The sequence below is a fragment of the Pseudescherichia vulneris NBRC 102420 genome (assembly GCF_000759795.1).
Lineage (GTDB): Bacteria > Pseudomonadota > Gammaproteobacteria > Enterobacterales > Enterobacteriaceae > Pseudescherichia > Pseudescherichia vulneris.
Map to the genome: position 1 here is coordinate 15,953 of NZ_BBMZ01000020.1, position 17,531 is coordinate 33,483.

Here is a 17,531-nt window from a genome sequence, read left to right on the forward strand (position 1 = left end):
TATGGAATGCGTAGTGACTTATTCTTTATTTCTCTTATTTGGCAAAAGTATTCAGCGACATGAAAAGACAAAGGAACGTTAACTTATTGTTGATGCTGGTGTTACTGGTGGCGGTCGGTCAGATGGCGCAAACCATCTATATTCCGGCCATCGCCGACATGGCAAAGGAATTTCACGTCCGTGACGGCGCCGTGCAGAGCGTAATGGCTGCCTATCTGCTGACCTATGGCCTCTCGCAGCTCGTCTATGGCCCCTTGTCCGATCGCGTGGGGCGTCGCCCGGTTATTTTAGTGGGCATGAGCATTTTCATGGTAGCGACGCTGATTGCCCTGACTACCCATAGCCTGACCGTATTAATTGCGGCCAGTGCGTTGCAGGGTGTCGGGACCGGCGTCGGCGGCGTGATGGCGCGAACCTTACCGCGCGATATGTATCAGGGTACCCAGCTTCGTCATGCCAACAGCCTGTTAAACATGGGGATTCTGGTGAGTCCGCTGCTGGCCCCGCTGATTGGCGGCCTGCTGAATACCCTCTGGTCATGGCGCGCCTGCTTCGCCTTCCTGCTGGTGCTGTGCGTGCTGGTTACCTTCAGCATGGCACGCTGGATGCCCGAGACCCGGCCCACAGGCGCACCGCGCACGAAACTGCTCACCAGCTACAAAGTGCTTTTTGGCAGCGGGTCATTCAACTGCTATCTGCTGATGCTGATCGGTGGCCTGGCGGGTATTGCCGTATTTGAAGCCTGCTCCGGCGTGCTGTTAGGGGCAGGGCTTGGGCTAAGCAGTATGGTGGTCAGCATTCTGTTTATTCTGCCGATCCCGGCCGCCTTCTTTGGCGCGTGGTTTGCCGGACGCCAGAATAAACGTTTCTCCACCCTGATGTGGCAATCGGTGATGAGCTGCCTGCTGGCAGGCGTGATGATGTGGATCCCGGGCCTGTTTGGCGTGATGAGCGTCTGGACGCTGCTGATCCCGGCGGCGCTGTTCTTCTTCGGCGCGGGGATGCTTTTCCCGCTCGCCACCAGTGGCGCAATGGAGCCGTTTCCGTTCCTCGCCGGAACGGCGGGCGCGCTGGTGGGTGGTCTACAGAATATCGGCTCCGGCGCGCTGGCATGGCTCTCTGCCATGATGCCGCAGACCGGCCAGGCTAGCCTCGGTTTATTGATGACCCTGATGGGACTGCTGATTTTACTGTGCTGGCTGCCGCTGGCGTCGCGTGCCCCGCATCACGAGCAGCCTGTTTAACATTGTGATGGCCCGGCTTCTCGCCGGGCTTTTCACATGTCGGGGCAATCATGGTCTTCAGCAGCGGTTCGGCTATGGGACGCCACGCCCCCTCTTCACCATCGTAAAACTGCGCATCGGCATTAATGGCGTAAGGAATTTTTGCCTGCTGTAGCTCACAGGCCATAAAGGTGGCAAAAGCCATTTGCGACGCGGTGGGGGTAAAATGGCTGGATTCACCGACGCCCCAGCCGCCTATCCAGCTGACGTGACCGGTTTTTTGCTGCCAGCGCAGCGCGACATTGATGCGATTTCGAATTGCTGCCTTCTCTGCCGCCGTCCCCGATGTCCACGGATACCTGCCGTTACTCTTGAGCGGCCCCCACGGGAAGATATGCCACTCCGCCAGCAGATAATTTTGGCTGTGCGCGGGCAGCTTCAGGTTAGCGAGATCTTCCGGGGCCGCACGCAGGCGCGGCGCGATAAAGATCATGCGCTGAGCGTCAATATCATGAATGGCTTTAATGGTTTTTTCGTAGACGCGATTGAGCGACGCGAGATTATGGTTCAGCTTGTCGGCGGGTTCATAAATGAGATCGAAGCCTAACTGCGGCGAGCTGCTACCAAAGTAGTGCGCAACGGCGATCCACCAGTTCACCACCTCTTTTTCATTCTCGGCTTTCGGATCGTTTTTATACTCGTCGGCCTGCCAGGCGATAATCGGGATCACGCCGTACTGCTCGCAGGCCTGCACCAGCTTACGCAGGTGAATAAGTCGCGCCTCGGTCGGTTCGCCTGCAACGCGAATACGCACATGCCCTATCCCCTGCGCGGCAAAATCCCGCACCACTAACGGATCGAACTCGCGGATGCCGCGCTCGGTGCGCGCCCAGTCAACGTCCATCCCGACGCCGAGCTGAGCCGCATAGCGTGCGGCCGTCAGCGGCGGCTCAGCATAAACGGCAGAGGTAGCAAGCAGTAACGCAGCAGCAATTGGAAGCTTATACACGGGTAGCCTGAAAAGATGAGTTAACGCACCGCTATTTTTTAGCACGCTTTTTTAACTGGCGTGTAGCGCAGCGAGAAGAAAAAGTGCGATCTGCTGGAAATGGGTAGCGGCAAACAGCAGCGCCAGCGAGAACACCCCTAGCGCAACCAGAAGCTTGTCCCGCACCGCTGACGGGCGCAGAAAGTCGCTGCGGTTGACGTCCATCAGGTTACGCTTCAGGGTGTAGCGCCAGAGGATCAGCGCCACCACCGCCAGCAGGGCAATCGCTATCCAGAAAACCGATCCCGCCTGCTGCCCGTTGTGCTTTACCGCCAGCATCAGCAACGCGCCGTAGCCCAGCAGAGTGCGCAGCCAGGCAAGCGAGGTGCGCTCGGGTTGCAGGCCGGGATCCTGCTCACGGCGGGCTTTGCGGCTATCCGGCATAGAAGACCAGCGCCATCACTACCGCGGCCACCACGAGCAGCATGATGCTGATAACCAGCAGGCTGTAGGTATAGGGTAGATCCTGCTTCAGGCGCATCGCCTGCTCATTGCGCAGCCACCGCAGGTAGCCAAAAACGGCCAGCCCGCCGGAGGTGAGACAGAGCAGTAGCGCCAGCAGCTCGCGAATAAGCGGCGTGGCGAAATCCGGGGCGAGCTGATCGAGGCCAACCCCCGCCGCCAGAAAGCCCAGCGCGGTGCGGATCCAGGCGAGAAAGGTGCGCTCGTTTGCCAGCGAGAAGCGGTAGTCCGGCGCTTCACCGAGGCGAGAAATTTTCATGCGGTGTCCTTGTGGTTGATCGCGCTCAAACAGCACCATCAGCATGCCATACCGCGTCATCTTTGCGAAGATGTATACCGCCGGGTGGCGCTACGCTTACCCGGCCTACAGAGTAGATACAAAAAAGGCCCCGTACGGGGCCTTTTTACATCGTGCAGATTAGCTATTCAACGCCGGGCGCTCGCTGATGGCGATGCGCTGAGGAGCAATGGCTTCCGGCACGTTGCGGCTGATGTCGATATGCAGCAGCCCGTTATTGAAGGTAGCACCGGTGACCTCCATATGGTCGGCCAGGGTGAAGCTCAGGCTGAACGGCTGGATCACCAGCCCCTGATGCAGCCACTTCGGCTCGTTGGCCGGTTTTTCCGGGGTGCCTTTAACGCTGAGGCGTGTACCCTCCAGCTGGATCTCCAGATCGTCCTGACGGAAACCGGCTAGCGCAAGGGTAATGCGGTAGTGGTTATCGTCGCTCTTCTCGATGTTATAGGGCGGGAAGGTCTGGCCTTCGCTGGCGTTTTGCAGGGCGTTGGCCAGTTTGTCAAAACCGATCCATTGACGCAGCAGCGGGGATAAATCGTAGTTACGCATGGTGTTTCTCCTTCTTTGAAGCAAGAAATGGTCTACGCATCGTGTGACGCGTATCTGCTCCCTGACGGCGAGCAAGGGTTAATCTGGGCCGCGGCGGCGACCCGTAAAATTAGTTAATTTCGATACGGCGCGGTTTTTTCTCTTCTGGAATGACGCGCTCCAGTTCGATAAACAGCAGGCCGTTGACCAGGTTCGCACCGCGAACGTGAATGTTCTCAGCGATCTGGAATTTACGTTCGAAGTTACGTTCGGCGATGCCCTGATAGAGATAGCTACGCTCTTTTTGCTCGGTTGCACGAGCGCCTTTCACCACCAGCAGGTTGTCCTGAGCGGTGATCTCCAGTTCGCTTTCAGCAAAGCCAGCCACGGCAATCGCAATGCGATAGTGGTTTTCGTCAACGAGTTCAACGTTATACGGAGGATAGCCGCCGTTACTCTGGCTCTGGTTGTTTTCTAACAGGTTAAACAGGCGGTCAAAACCAATGGCAGAACGATAAAGCGGAGAGAGATCGAAGTTACGCATACAATAAGCTCCTGAAATCAGCGAGAAATTTTTGAACCTTCCACCATGGACAGGCTCTTAAAACCAGAACACCCCGCAGGCATGTTCTTTCGACTACGTTGTAAAAATGGGTGCAACGGGAAAATTTTCAAGGGCAGAAGTCTGACTTTTTTTTGCACTTTCTCACTCAGGGCATAGACTGGGTTACGACACTTAACGCTAAATTGCGATTGCCGCCACAGAGCGGCACACGAAAGCTATTCATTTTCCTTAAGGGTCGCTATAAGCAAGGAGTGCGCGATGATAAGAAAAAAACCATCATGAAAAATGTTCTGTTAAAAGTGGCGATTGTCAGCGGAATAGTGACGCTGGGCGGCTGCTCCAGCGTCATGTCACACACCGGCGGCAAAGAGGGGCTGTACCCCGGCACGCGCGCCAGTTCAAAAATGCTAATGGATGACGACGCGAACCTGGCGGTGAAATCCTTTGTCGTGCTGGACATGCCGTTTACCGCCGTAGCCGATACGCTGCTGCTGCCCTGGGATATGTTCCGTAAAGACAACTCGGTAAAATCACGCGTTGAGAAAGCGGAGGAGGCCAATCTGGCCACCAACTCCGTTATTCCCCCTGCGGCTATGCCCGCCCCGTAAATTCGCGCTGAACGATTACAGGCCGGTATCGGCCATCCAGAGCTGGCGGAAGCCTACGGCGGGTGCCATCCACGCAATCGTCTTACCATTCGGCGAGAAGACCACCGCATCGGCCGAGGGCTGATGCTCAGGGTCACTGTCGGTTAAAAAGACGGTCGTTCCGGTCACGCTATCGCACAGGGCTATGCGGTTCTCCAGTACAAAGCCGAGCGCCGTGCCGGAGGGGTGCCAGTTAAACGCCGACTGGATGTCCGTGGCGTTATGCGTCAGCTGGCGTGGCTCGCCGCCCTCTGCGGCAATCAGCCAGAGCTGCACCACGCCCGCCTCATCGCGCATCAAAAAAGCGATCTTGCTACCCTGCGGGTTACTGCGCACCCAGTGGCGCGGCGCGTTGACCAGCCCCGGATAACGACGCTGATGGGTAAAGGTAAGCCGCCGCTGCTCTATCCCCATGGGCGGCGACGGCATCGTGGTTGATGTGCCAGCCAGCGGGGTCTCTCCCGCCCGCTTCCAGCCCTGCTCGTCAGCGGGCAGATCGACGATAAACAGCTCAGGCACCTTTTCTCCACTCAGCGCCAGCGTATCGCCAATAAAAGCCAGCCTGCCGTTGCCCACCCAGCCCTCTTCATAGGCGCGATTGATCTCATCGCTGCCGGGCGCAGGTGTTGGCGTGGTGCGGCTGACCAGCACGCACCAGTGGCTGCCAGCATACTCTCGCGGATGGTTGCCCCCAGGCATGACCGGCCCAAAGGGAGCGGCGACACCAACGTTACGCAGATCGAGCCCGGGATCGCGCTCGTGCAGCACATGGTCGTTATAGGTAAAGCTCACCTTGTCGCCGTCCGGACTGAACACATGCACGTGGCTGCCGCCGCGCAGCGCGCCGGGCGTATAGGGTTCGGTGATATCCAGCGCATCGAGGTTGCTCGCCCTGCCGTTTTGCACCATCACGCCCTGACGATGGTGAAAATCGTACTGCCAGCTCTCGTCCGGATCTTGCGGCCCGTGAATAAACACGTACTTCTCTTCGCTGGGATGAACGGTCACCACGCCAACGTGCGCGCCCTGGTTTGCGGTGTAGATTATCTCTACCTCACCGGTCTCTACGTTGACGCGCTCAATGGTTTTGCCGGTAAAGGAGGCACCGGAAGGACGCACGTCAAACACCAGCCACCGGCTGTCGGGCGTCCAGGTATTGATATTGGTAAGCTGATGATGGCGGGGAGCAAAGGTGATTTGTTTCATGAAGAGACCCTGATGCGCTGATATCGCATCAGGGTAAGAGATCTACAGCAAAAAAACTATCAGGGAACGGGCGTTACCAGCGGTGTGCCCTCAAACCAGGCCTGAACGTTCTCTAACACCAGGCGTGACATCTCCCGACGCGTTTCCCAGGTTGCGCTTGCCATATGGGGAGTGATGACCACGTTATCGCGCTGTTGCAGCGCGGCAGGCACGTTGGGCTCATCGGCAAAAACGTCCAGTCCGGCACCGGCGATCGCGCCGCTTTCCAGGGCAGCGATCAGTGCGGCCTCATCCACCACGCTGCCGCGTGAGATGTTGATCAGCACGCCCTGCGGGCCAAGGGCCTCCAGTACCGACGGGTTTATCAGCGCTTTTGTCTCTGCGCCACCCGGCGCGCAGACCATCAGAAAATCGCTCTGCTCTGCCAGCTCGCGCAGATCGGCAACGTAATCCCACGCCAGTGCGCTGTGTGCCTTGCGGTCAGTGTAGGCAATATGCATATCAAACCCGCTGGCACGCCGCGCGATGGCCTGGCCAATACGGCCCATGCCGAGAATGCCCAGACGTGCGCCAGAGACCTTGCGCGTCCACTGAAAGCCACCCGCCGACCAATCGCCCTGCTCAATAAACTTCTGCGCAGCCACGATGCGGCGCGAGGTTGCGAGCATCAGGCCAATAGCCAGATCGGCCACGTCGTCAGTCAGCACCCCCGGTGTATGGGTCACCGCCACGCCGTGATCCCGTGCCGCCGCCACGTCGACACCATCGTAACCGACGCCAAATACGGCGATCAGCTTCAGGGCAGGCAGCGAGGCGATAAAGTCACGCGTCACCACCGCCTCGCCGTTGGTGATCACCACCGTGACTTCATCAGCGATAGCGGCCAGCTTATCGGCATCCATCTCAGCCAGATCGTATAAGTCGTAGCGCGCTTGCAGTTCAGCGGTGAGCGCATCCGGCAGACCCGCCTGTTTCAGTACTTTCTGTTTCATATCGTTTCCCTATTAGGAGAGGCGTGTAGCGGTTCGTTTCGCGGCTTTTGGCTGCGTTGGACGCGAGACCAGGATGCCGATAATGCCGCCGAGGATCAGCGCGACCGCCACAATCAGCAGCCCATAGTGGTAGCTGTTGGTGGCATCTTTGATTTTGCCCAGCAGCGGCGGAAGGCCAAGACCCACAAAGTTAGCCACCGTGTTAATGAAGGCGATAGAGGCCGCGGCGGCAACGCCAGCCAGCTTCTCGGTGGTCACGGCCCAAAAGATCGGCGTCAGCGCAAAGTTAAAGCCAACGGTGAGGATCAGCAGGAAGTAAGCCACTAGCAGATTGCTGGAGTAGATAGCGATAGCGAGCGACAGTCCGGAGATAATCAGCGGCAGCCCGAGGTGCAGCGAACGTTCATTGGTGGTATCGGAGTGGCGGCCATTGAAGTACATAAACAAGCAGGCCGCGATAAACGGTACGGCAGAGAGCAGGCTGATAACGATATTGCTCTGGTCGCTGGCCATACTTTTGATGATCAGCGGCAGGAACAGGGTAATGCCAATAGAGCCAAAGGCTTGCAGGAACCAGACCAGACTCAGCAGCAGCACGGTCTTGTTTTTCAACGCGCTCATCCAGCTGTGGTTTGTCCCGACCTCGACCCCGGCGTTATCGCGTTCAAGCTGTGCTTTCAACCACCCTTTCTGCTCCGGCGTCAGCCAGGCGGCATGATCCGGCGTCTGCGGCAAGCGCCATAGCACCATGATCCCCAGAGCGATGGCCGGAATACCTTCCAGGGCAAACAGCCAACGCCAGCCTGCAATATCAGCAATACCGTGCATGTTCAGGATCGAGCCAGAGATCGGCAGGCCGATAATCGACGCCATCACCGAGCCCATGTAGAAGAACGACATGGCCCGCGCACGGTTGCTTTTAGGGAACCAGCAGGAGATGTAGTAAATAATGCCCGGCGTAAAGCCCGCTTCCGCCATACCGAGTAAAAAGCGCATGACGTAAAGCTGCGTTGGGGTTTGCACCAGCGACATCCCGGCGCTGACGATGCCCCAGGTAATCATAATCCTGGCGATCCATATCCGGGCCCCCACCCGCGTCATAATAATGTTGCTGGGGATTTCAAAAATAATATACGAGATATAGAACATCCCGACGCCAAGCCCATACATACTGGCGCTTAGGCCGAGATCGGCATTCATTTGCAGTGCTGCAATTGAAATATTTGTTTTATCGAGGTTAGCCACAAAATAACAGATAATAATAAACGGAATTATCTTGGCATTAAGCTGCCGTAAGGTTGTAGAGTACAGATCGGTATTCATAGTAAAAACCTCACCCAGCCGTATATGCGCGAGGAGATCCCTCTGTTCATATACAGGCGGTTAGTTATCGTTATTTTTTTGAATCAGGAAATTACCACTCGGCTACGGAACCGTCTTTATGTCGCCATAATGGATTGCGCCAGTCGGTCACATCTTTGCTGCGGGCAATAACCTGCTCTTCATCAATCTCTACGCCCAGGCCTGGCTTCATCAGCGGTTTGAAGAAGCCGCCTTCCATGTTGAAGTCCTCTTTGTTTTTCACAAAGTCGAGCAGCTCCGCGCCCTGGTTATAGTGAATGCCCATGCTCTGCTCCTGGAACACCGCGTTGTGGGAGACAAAGTCCACGTGCAGACAGGCCGCCAGCGCAATCGGGCCAAGCGGACAGTGCGGGGCCAGCGCCACGTCGTACGCCTCTGCCATGCCGGCAATTTTGTAGCACTCGGTGATGCCCCCGGCGTGGGAGAGATCCGGCTGGAGAATGGCCAGGCCGCCCGCTTCCAGCACGCGCTTAAACTCGAAGCGTGAGAACATACGCTCCCCGGCGGCAATCGGAATATGGGTTTGCGCAGCCAGCTTCGGATAATATTCCGCCTGCTCGGCCAGCACCGGCTCTTCAATAAACAGCGGACGGTACGGCTCCAGCTCTTTAATTAATATTTTCGCCATCGGCGCGCTAACGCGACCGTGGAAATCGAGGCCAAATTCAATTTCATTACCAAAGGCTTCGCGGATCTGCGCGGCGGTATTCACAGCGGCTTCCACTTTGCGGAAATCATCAATAATCGATAACTCTTCGCAGCCGTTTAATTTAAAGGTATCGAAGCCAATTTCGCGCAGTTTAGTAATACCCGCGATGGCTTCCGCCGGACGATCGCCGCCTACCCAACTGTAGGCCTTAATTTTATCGCGTACCAGCCCGCCCATCAGCTGCCAGACCGGCGCGTTCAATACTTTACCTTTGATGTCCCAGAGCGCCTGGTCAATACCGGCGATGGCGCTCATCAGGATCGGGCCGCCACGGTAAAAGCCCGCGCGGTACATTACCTGCCACAGGTCGTTGATGCGGGAGGGATCCTGACCAATCAGGTATTCACCCAGCTCGTGAACGGCCGCCTCAACGGTACGCGCCCGGCCTTCGATCACCGGCTCGCCCCAGCCCACTACGCCTTCGTCGGTTTCGATTTTCAGGAACATCCAGCGCGGGGGTAAACGGTAGGTGGTTAGTTTAGTAATTTTCATTGCACTGCCTCTCGATACGCTTTTACAAATGCGGCTGCCTGCTGTGCGGTGTGCTCCACGGATTGCCCGGCACGATAGAGATCGCTACCCAGTCCGGCACCGGCACAGCCAGCCTTAAGCCACTGGGTCAGGTTTTCCGGCGTGACGCCGCCAACGGCGAACACGGGGATTTCCGGCGGAAGCACGGCCTTCAGCGCTTTAATGTAGTCCGGACCAAACGCGGAAGAAGGGAATATTTTCAGCGACTGGGCACCGGCCTCAATCGCCGTAAAGGCTTCGGTCGCCGTGGCACAGCCAGGACAGACCGTCATGCCATACGCCACCGCCCGGCGAATAATTTCTGGATTGATATTTGGCGTGACCAGCAGGGTGCAGCCCATTTCGGCAAGCGTATCGACCTGCTCAGGCTTTAGTACCGTGCCCGCACCAATTAACGCTTTATCACCAAAGGCTTTCACCATTGCGGGAATGCTCTCTTCCCAGCGGGGGGAGTTGAGCGGAATTTCGACCGCCTCAAATCCGGCCTCAATCACCGCCGCCACGTGGGCGTAGGCCTCTTCGGGCGTGATGCCGCGCAGAATTGCGATCAGCGGGAGTTTATTTTGCCACTGCATGAGCGATGCTCCTTATACCTGCCTGAAATGCGTCGTCACCGCGTAGGGCCTGCGTCCCGTAGCCCAACAGGTCAAAAGCCTGCTGGTAGCGCGCGGTCAGCGAAGGGTTGGCGACGAGCGTGATGGTCTGCTGCGGCGCGATCCAGGCTTTCATACTCGCCACTTCGCTGCCTATCAGCAGGCCGGAAAGAAATTCGCTCACCTGTTCACGCGCAAGCCGGCCGAGCACGTGGGATGCCCGCACTTCAAACAGGCGAGGCAGCAGATCGGGAGAGTCGAGGCCGCGGGTTAAACCGGCGGTAAAGGCATCCGGGGAGGTTTCCTGCTCAGGCAGGCCCGCCCCCAACAGCGTATGGTTAAGCAGCACGTGGTGCAGCTCGCCGGTCATCACGGTATGAAAGTCGCTGACCTGCTCGCTATCGGCCAGCACCCATTTGCAGTGGGTGCCGGGCATGACATACACCTGTGCAGGCTGAAGATCGCGCGCGCCGAGCAGCTGGGTCTCTTCGCCGCGCATTACGTTGTGGTTATCTTCCCGGTTGACGCACAGGCCGGGAACGATCCAGATATTGTCGGCAACGGCGGTAATCTGCTGGCCAATGTCATCAAAGCGGGCCGGGCAAGGCAGATAGGGGACGTTAACCCATCCGGCATTGCTGCCGACCATGCCCGCCATCACTACCCGGGTATTTTCCCGCGCCCAGCCCTCGGTGATCTGCGCTAATACCGCCTCAAAGGTGCGCCCGTTCAGGCGGGTTACGCCTGCTTCGGACTGCCTGCTTTCAAGGCATTGATCGCCCTGATAGTGCCAGGCGCGAAGATTGGTGGAGCCCCAGTCGATGGCGATATAGCGTGATGTCATGTTATTTCCTTGAGCCTTTGGGTTGAGCTGGCGATCATAGTCAGCGCCGCCTGCTCTGCTGCATCGCCGTCCTGATGCCGGATCGCATCAAACAGCGCCTTATGTTCCTGAAGCGTCTTCGGCATGTTGGCCTCGTCACCGCGCCAGGTCTGTTCAAATACCGCCCGCTGCAGAGAGCCAATCGCTACCGTCAGCTGCTGGAGAACCGGGTTATGCACCGACTGCAGCACGGCGTCGTGATAGCGGATATCCGCCTCGTTGAACGCATCCCGGTTCTGGTTATTGGCGATCATGTCGTTGAGCGCCGCCTCAATCTGCGCCAGATCGCTGGAGGTGGCTCGCTCGGCCGCCCAGCGGGCAATGGCCGGTTCCACCAGGTTACGCACCTCACTCATCGCGCTGATAAGCCGGGGGTCGTAGTCGTTCTCCAGCACCCACTGCAACACCTCGGTATCGAGGTAGTTCCACTGGTTACGAGCTGCGACAAACGCGCCGCGATAGCGCTTCATCTCAATGAGCCGCTTCGCCATCAGGGAGCGAAAGACCTCCCGGATAATATTGCGCGAAGTTTCAAACTCTTCGCACAGGTCGGTCTCTGAAGGCAGCCCTGCGCCAGGGACGTATTTGCCGCTGACAATCTGCCGCCCGAGGGTGGCAATGATGCGGTCCGTTTTTGTAATGGTCATGTCGGATCCTTTAAGAAGATGCTTTACCATTACTTTATCCTTACCGGCGTAAAAGTCCGCACTATTGAAGTACAAATATGCGAGTCGTTCGCCGTACTGTGAGTGGATAGTAGTACAATCAATTAAGGTTGTACTACAATGCAGATCACAAAAACGACACCCGGTAAATAAAATGTGAAAAAACGCGGGCAATAAAAAACCCGCAGCGGTGGGCGGGTTTTTAGCGGACGGGAAGAGCGGAGTTTAGTTCAGGACAAACTTCTCGATAGCGTAAGCCACGCCGTCTTCAAGGTTGGTTTTGGTCACGAAGTTAGCGACCTCTTTCACCGACGGAATCGCATTGTCCATGGCAACGCCCATACCGGCATACTCCAGCATCGCGATGTCATTTTCCTGATCGCCAATCGCCATCACCTCTTCCGGCTTGATGTTCAGCGCATCGGCCAGCGATTTCACGCCGGTGCCCTTGGTGACGCTTTTATCAAGGATTTCCAGGAAGTAAGGCGCGCTTTTCAGCACGGTGTACTTCTCATTTACCTCTGCCGGAATGCGCGCTATCGCCTGGTCGAGGATCGCCGGCTCGTCAATCATCATGACTTTCAGCAGTTGGATACCCGGATCCATCTTCTCGGCTTCGCAGAACACCAGCGGAATGGTCGCGACGTAGGACTCGTGCACCGTGTAGTAGCTGATGTCGCGGTTAGCGGTATAGAGGGTGTTACGGTCGAGCGCGTGGAAGTGGGAGCCTACCTCGCGGGAGAGCTGCTCGAGGTAGCGGTAGTCGTCATAGCTGAGCGGGGTCTGCGCCACAGTGCTGCCGTCACTGGCTTTCTGCACCAGCGCGCCGTTATAGGTGATGCAGTAATCGCCTGGCCTGTCCATATGCAGCTCTTTCAGGTAGTTGTGCACGCCTGCATACGGACGCCCGGTGGTGAGCACAACGTTGACCCCACGCTCACGCGCGGCGGCAATCGCATTTTTAACGGCAGGTGAAATGGTATGGTCCGGCAGCAGCAAGGTGCCGTCCATGTCGATTGCAATGAGTTTGATAGCCATGGGTTCCCCAGCGTAAAAGAGTTAACTCTTATGCTAGCGTGATTCTGCTCAAAAGACAGTAAGCGCGAGGAGGGAAAAGGGGGACAAAAGCGGGGCGGTATATTCCCCATTTATGAGAAGGGTAGCCCCGGCAGCGATGCGCCGCCGGGGAACAAACCGATTAGATATCGATATTCGCCGCTTTCAGGGCGTTCTCTTCGATAAACGCACGACGCGGTTCAACGGCATCGCCCATCAGCGTGGTGAAGAGCTGGTCGGCAGCGATCGCATCCTTGACGGTCACGCGCAGCATGCGGCGGCTCTCCGGATCCATAGTGGTTTCCCACAGCTGCTCCGGGTTCATCTCGCCCAGCCCTTTATAGCGCTGAATCGCCAGGCCACGACGGGACTCTTTCACCAGCCACTCCAGCGCCTGCTCGAAGCTGGCAATCGGCTGACGACGTTCGCCACGTTCGATAAAGGCATCCTCTTCGATCAGGCCGCGAAGCTTCTCACCCAGCGTACACAGACGACGATACTCACCACCGATAATGAACTCATGATCCAGCGGATAGTCGGTATCCACACCGTGAGTACGCACGCGGATAATCGGCTCGAACTGTTTCAGCTCGGCGTCTTCACGCACGTCATACTTCCAGGTGCTGCCGTGCACGTCGTTTTCGTTCAGCGTAGCGATCAGCGCAGAGACCCAGCGGGTCACTTTTGCTTCGTCTGTGAGATCGGCCTCTTCCAGCGTCGGCTGGTAGACAAGCTCTTTCAGCAGAGCACGCGGGAAACGACGCTCCATGCGGTTAATCATTTTCTGCGTGGCGTTGTACTCGGAAACCATTTTCTCCAGCGCTTCACCGGCCAGCGCAGGTGCGCCTTCGGTGGTGTGCAGGGTGGCCCCATCCAGCGCGATAGAGATCTGATACTGATCCATCGCCTCGTCATCCTTGATGTACTGCTCCTGCTTGCCCTTTTTCACCTTGTAAAGCGGCGGCTGAGCAATGTACACGTGACCACGCTCAATGATCTCCGGCATCTGGCGATAGAAGAAGGTCAGCAGCAGCGTACGGATGTGCGAGCCATCGACGTCCGCATCGGTCATGATGATGATGCTGTGATAGCGCAGCTTGTCCGGGTTGTACTCGTCACGGCCAATGCCGCAGCCCAGGGCAGTGATCAGCGTCGCCACTTCCTGAGAGGCCAGCATCTTGTCGAAACGGGCCTTCTCGACGTTGAGGATCTTACCCTTCAGCGGCAGGATAGCCTGATTCTTACGGTTACGGCCCTGCTTCGCTGAGCCGCCCGCCGAGTCCCCTTCCACCAGGTAGAGTTCAGAGTGGGCCGGGTCGCGTTCCTGACAGTCCGCCAGCTTGCCCGGCAGGCCTGCGAGATCCAGCGCGCCTTTACGGCGGGTCATCTCACGGGCACGACGTGCCGCTTCACGGGCGCGGGCCGCGTCGATAATTTTACCGACGACGATTTTGGCGTCGGACGGGTTTTCCAGCAGGTATTCGGACAGCAGCTCGTTCATCTGCTGTTCAACCGCCGATTTCACTTCAGAAGAGACCAGCTTGTCTTTGGTCTGAGAGGAGAATTTCGGATCCGGCACTTTTACCGACACGACGGCGATCAGGCCTTCACGGGCGTCATCACCGGTCGCGCTGACCTTGGCTTTCTTGCTGTAGCCCTCTTTGTCCATGTAGGCGTTCAGGGTACGGGTCATCGCCGCACGGAAGCCCGCAAGGTGGGTACCCCCGTCGCGCTGCGGAATGTTGTTGGTAAAGCAGTAGATGTTTTCCTGGAAGCCATCGTTCCACTGGAGCGCAACTTCAACGCCGATACCGTCTTTCTCGGTGGAGAAATAGAACACATTCGGGTGAATCGGCGTTTTGTTCTTGTTGAGGTACTCAACAAACGCCTTGATGCCGCCTTCGTAGTGGAAGTGATCTTCTTTACCGTCGCGCTTGTCTTGCAGGCGAATGGAAACGCCAGAGTTCAGGAATGACAGCTCGCGCAGGCGCTTGGCCAGGATCTCATACTCAAATTCGGTGACGTTGGTGAAGGTCTCCAGGCTAGGCCAGAAACGCACCACCGTACCGGTGACGTCAGTATCGCCGGTCACTGCCAGCGGGGCCTGCGGCACACCGTGCACGTAGGTCTGCTGGTGCACTTTGCCTTCGCGGCGGATCAGCAGCTCAAGCTTTTGCGACAGGGCGTTAACCACGGAGACCCCCACGCCGTGCAGGCCGCCGGACACTTTATAGGAGTTATCATCGAATTTACCGCCTGCGTGCAGCACGGTCATGATAACTTCAGCGGCGGAGACGCCCTCTTCCGGGTGAATACCGGTAGGGATCCCACGGCCATCATCCGAGACCGACACGGAGTCATCGGCGTGGATCGTCACGACGATATCTTTACAGTGACCCGCGAGCGCCTCGTCGATAGCGTTATCTACCACCTCAAATACCATATGGTGCAGGCCGGTACCGTCATCCGTGTCGCCGATATACATACCCGGGCGCTTACGCACCGCATCCAGCCCTTTCAGGACTTTGATACTGGAGGAGTCATAAGAATTCGACATCAACGTTTCTCGCTCAATTTGTCTTGGATTAGTCTGCTATTTTACCCTTTTCCACGGTGAACATCTTCGAATTTTTGTCCGACATGTCCATTACGTGTTCAGCGCTAATGGCGCTGACAAAGACCTGTGACTGGGTGGCTTTTAAGCGGCTGGCCAGCAGCGCGCGCCGTGTGTCATCAAGCTCTGAGGCAAAATCATCTATGAGGTACAAACAGCGCCGCCCGCTCTCGCGGGTCAGGAACTCCCCCTGCGCCAGCCGCAGGGCGCACATCAGCAGCTTAAGCTGCCCACGGGAGAGGGTATCCTCCACCGGCGCGCCGTCGGCACGAATGCGAAAATCCGCCTTGTGTGGGCCGTGGGCGGTATAGGTTAGCGCCCTGTCGCGCTCAAAGCTGCGCGCCAGCACCTCGCCGTAGTCGGCTTCTTTCTCCCAGCCGCGCTGGAAAGAGAAGCTCAGGGAGAACTCCGGCAGAAACTGCTTACAGGTGTCCGCCATGTCCTGGGCGATAGCGGTGCTGTACTCGGCTCGCCAGCGGCTGATCTGCTCCGCCAGCGGGATCAGCTCCTTGTCCCACGCACGAAGCTGGGCATATTGCGTCACCTGGCGTAGAGCGGCGTTGCGCTGCTTCAGGAGCCGCTTCAGGTTGCTCCAGGCAGTAAAGAACCCGGCTTCGTTATGGAAGCATCCCCAGTCGAGGAAGGCTCTTCTGTATTTGGGGCCGCCGTTGAGTAAAGTAAACCCCTCGGGCGTAATCAGCTGCATTGGCATCAGCAGCGCCAGTTCAGCCACCTTGTGGCCGTCGGTGCCGTCGATGCGAACGGTGCTGTCCCCGTGCTTATCTTTGGTCAGGCCGATGGAGGTTTCACGCTCTTCGCCCTGTAAACGGCCATGCAGGATAAACGCCTCCTGCTCGTGGCGAATGACGCGACCAATCTGCAAACTGCGAAACGCCCGGCCGTGGCCGAGCGTATAGATCGCTTCCAGCACGCTGGTCTTGCCGCTGCCGTTAGCGCCAACCAGGAAGTTAAAGCCGGGGGAGAGAGCAAGATCCGCGCTTTCGATATTGCGAAAGTCGCGGATCAACAGGCGGGAGAGCGACATTACAGTCTCATTGGCATAACGACATAAGCCGCACTTTGGCTGGCCGCATCTTCAATCTGCACGCTCGACACGGAATCGGTCAGCAGAATACGCACGTTTTCGCATTTCAGGGCGTTGAGTACGTCCAGCACGTAGCTAACGTTGAAGCCGATCTCCATCTCTGTCCCGGCGTAGGTGACATCGAGGATCTCTTCGGCCTCTTCCTGCTCCGGGTTGTTCGCGGTGATCTTGAGCTGGTTTTCGCTGACGTAGAGACGCACGCCGCGGAACTTCTCGTTAGAGAGAATGGCGGCACGAGCGAAGGCCTGCTTGAGGATATCGCAGCCGGCGTCAAGGTGCTTATCCGGATTCTTCGGCAGCACGCGACGGTAGTCCGGGAAGCGACCATCCACCAGCTTGGAGGTAAAGATAAAGTCGCCCACGTGCGCACGGATGTTATTGCTGCCAATCTGCACGCGCAGCGGTGTTTCGCCGCCGTCGAGCATACGCATCAGCTCAATCACGCCTTTACGCGGCACGATCACCGAATGGTTCGGCAGCGACTGCCCAACCGGCATAGAACAGACCGCCAGACGGTGGCCGTCGGTCGCCACGGTGCGCAGCTCTTCGCCTTCGGTTTCAAACAGCATGCCGTTCAGGTAGTAGCGCACGTCCTGATGGGCCATCGAGAATTGAGTCGCCTCGATCAGGCGCTTCATGGTCGCCTGCGGCAGGGTGAACTCTACTTCGCTCTGCCAGTCGTCGAGGTTCGGGAAATCCGCTGCTGGCAAGGTCGACAGCGAGAAACGGCTGCGCCCGGAGCGCACCAGCATCCGGTCGCCCTCCAGCTGCACGGCGATCTCTGCGCCTTCCGGCAGGCCACGGCAAATATCAAAGAATTTGCGCGCCGGGACGGTGGTAGCGCCGGGTTCGTGCGGCTGAGCCAGCACGACGCGGGCGACCATCTCCATCTCCAGATCGGTGCCGGTGAGGGACAGCGCGCCGTCAGCGACCTGCAGCAGCAGGTTGCCCAGGATCGGCAGCGTAGGACGGCCACCCAGCGGGCCACTGACCTGCTGAAGCGGTTTTAATAGGTGTTCACGTTCAACGGTAAATTTCATAGCA

At 57.7% G+C, this 17,531-nt stretch carries 18 protein-coding genes and 1 other annotated feature; of the genes, 2 read left to right on the forward strand and 16 right to left on the reverse strand.

The genetic code is table 11. The features are described from left to right. The first annotated feature begins 59 nt into the window (after positions 1-59). A complete protein-coding gene (emrD, locus tag EV102420_RS15620; RefSeq protein ID WP_042393563.1) occupies positions 60-1,244 on the forward strand; it encodes a multidrug efflux MFS transporter EmrD in 1,185 nt (394 codons plus the stop codon). On the opposite strand, the gene EV102420_RS15625 is transcribed toward emrD, so the two are convergent. The 5 genes from EV102420_RS15625 to ibpA form a co-directional block, all read right to left on the reverse strand. Further along, positions 1,147-2,232 carry a cellulase family glycosylhydrolase gene (locus EV102420_RS15625; RefSeq protein WP_042393449.1) on the reverse strand — a complete coding sequence of 362 codons (1,086 nt, stop codon included), beginning with the start codon at positions 2,230-2,232 and terminating at the stop codon, positions 1,147-1,149. The two genes, emrD and EV102420_RS15625, sit on opposite strands and share 98 nt — an antisense overlap. 51 nt (positions 2,233-2,283) lie before the next feature. Then, complete coding sequence (locus tag EV102420_RS15630; protein ID WP_042393450.1) at positions 2,284-2,655, reverse strand: DUF202 domain-containing protein; 372 nt, start codon at positions 2,653-2,655, stop codon at positions 2,284-2,286. Continuing rightward, the gene (locus EV102420_RS15635; protein ID WP_042393566.1) at positions 2,645-2,992 is read right to left on the reverse strand and encodes a YidH family protein; all 348 of its coding nucleotides are present in this window, start codon (positions 2,990-2,992) and stop codon (positions 2,645-2,647) included. Before EV102420_RS15635 ends, EV102420_RS15630 begins: the two co-directional genes overlap by 11 nt. 159 nt (positions 2,993-3,151) lie before the next feature. Continuing rightward, positions 3,152-3,580, reverse strand: a complete 429-nt coding sequence (gene ibpB / locus EV102420_RS15640) for a small heat shock chaperone IbpB (RefSeq protein ID WP_042393451.1) — start codon at positions 3,578-3,580, stop codon at positions 3,152-3,154. Between the two features lie 109 nt (positions 3,581-3,689). Continuing rightward, positions 3,690-4,103 (reverse strand): small heat shock chaperone IbpA, encoded by a 414-nt coding sequence (gene ibpA / locus EV102420_RS15645; RefSeq protein ID WP_042393452.1) that lies wholly within the window; start codon positions 4,101-4,103, stop codon positions 3,690-3,692. Beyond that, positions 4,097-4,171: a sequence feature (ROSE (Repression Of Heat Shock gene Expression) occurs in the 5'-region of heat shock genes and acts as an RNA thermometer to modulate expression.), on the reverse strand. It overlaps the preceding gene by 7 nt. Positions 4,172-4,402: 231 nt before the next feature. On the opposite strand from ibpA, the gene EV102420_RS15650 reads away from it, so the two are divergent. Beyond that, on the forward strand, positions 4,403-4,732 hold the full coding sequence (locus tag EV102420_RS15650) for a YceK/YidQ family lipoprotein (protein ID WP_042393568.1): 330 nt from the start codon (positions 4,403-4,405) through the stop codon (positions 4,730-4,732). 15 nt (positions 4,733-4,747) lie between these two features. On the opposite strand, the gene EV102420_RS15655 is transcribed toward EV102420_RS15650, so the two are convergent. The 11 genes from EV102420_RS15655 to dnaN all read right to left on the reverse strand — a co-directional run bounded on the left by EV102420_RS15655 (position 4,748) and on the right by dnaN (position 17,527). Continuing rightward, positions 4,748-5,977 (reverse strand): YidR family protein, encoded by a 1,230-nt coding sequence (locus tag EV102420_RS15655; RefSeq protein WP_042393453.1) that lies wholly within the window; start codon positions 5,975-5,977, stop codon positions 4,748-4,750. 59 nt (positions 5,978-6,036) lie between these two features. Beyond that, positions 6,037-6,969, reverse strand: coding sequence for a 2-hydroxyacid dehydrogenase (locus EV102420_RS15660; protein WP_042393454.1), 933 nt, complete (start codon positions 6,967-6,969; stop codon positions 6,037-6,039). 12 nt (positions 6,970-6,981) lie between these two features. After that, positions 6,982-8,292 carry an MFS transporter gene (locus EV102420_RS15665; RefSeq protein WP_042393455.1) on the reverse strand — a complete coding sequence of 437 codons (1,311 nt, stop codon included), beginning with the start codon at positions 8,290-8,292 and terminating at the stop codon, positions 6,982-6,984. Positions 8,293-8,383: 91 nt separating this feature from the next. Continuing rightward, positions 8,384-9,532, reverse strand: a complete 1,149-nt coding sequence (gene dgoD, locus EV102420_RS15670; RefSeq protein ID WP_042393456.1) for a galactonate dehydratase — start codon at positions 9,530-9,532, stop codon at positions 8,384-8,386. Beyond that, positions 9,529-10,146: a 2-dehydro-3-deoxy-6-phosphogalactonate aldolase gene (locus tag EV102420_RS15675; protein WP_042393457.1), complete on the reverse strand. Its 618-nt coding sequence runs from the start codon at positions 10,144-10,146 to the stop codon at positions 9,529-9,531. The genes dgoD and EV102420_RS15675 overlap by 4 nt, the downstream gene beginning before the upstream one ends. Further along, entirely contained in the window at positions 10,130-11,008 is an 879-nt protein-coding gene (locus EV102420_RS15680; protein WP_042393458.1) for a 2-dehydro-3-deoxygalactonokinase, read from the reverse strand. Before EV102420_RS15680 ends, EV102420_RS15675 begins: the two co-directional genes overlap by 17 nt. After that, positions 11,005-11,694, reverse strand: coding sequence for a D-galactonate utilization transcriptional regulator DgoR (gene dgoR, locus EV102420_RS15685; RefSeq protein WP_042393459.1), 690 nt, complete (start codon positions 11,692-11,694; stop codon positions 11,005-11,007). The genes EV102420_RS15680 and dgoR overlap by 4 nt, the downstream gene beginning before the upstream one ends. Positions 11,695-11,937: 243 nt before the next feature. Next, positions 11,938-12,750 carry a sugar-phosphatase gene (gene yidA, locus EV102420_RS15690; RefSeq protein ID WP_042393461.1) on the reverse strand — a complete coding sequence of 271 codons (813 nt, stop codon included), beginning with the start codon at positions 12,748-12,750 and terminating at the stop codon, positions 11,938-11,940. Between the two features lie 160 nt (positions 12,751-12,910). Then, positions 12,911-15,325, reverse strand: coding sequence for a DNA topoisomerase (ATP-hydrolyzing) subunit B (gyrB, locus tag EV102420_RS15695; RefSeq protein ID WP_042393462.1), 2,415 nt, complete (start codon positions 15,323-15,325; stop codon positions 12,911-12,913). A gap of 28 nt (positions 15,326-15,353) precedes the next feature. Further along, entirely contained in the window at positions 15,354-16,427 is a 1,074-nt protein-coding gene (gene recF / locus EV102420_RS15700; protein ID WP_042393463.1) for a DNA replication/repair protein RecF, read from the reverse strand. After that, on the reverse strand, positions 16,427-17,527 hold the full coding sequence (gene dnaN / locus EV102420_RS15705; protein ID WP_042393465.1) for a DNA polymerase III subunit beta: 1,101 nt from the start codon (positions 17,525-17,527) through the stop codon (positions 16,427-16,429). Before dnaN ends, recF begins: the two co-directional genes overlap by 1 nt. Positions 17,528-17,531 lie beyond the last annotated feature (4 nt).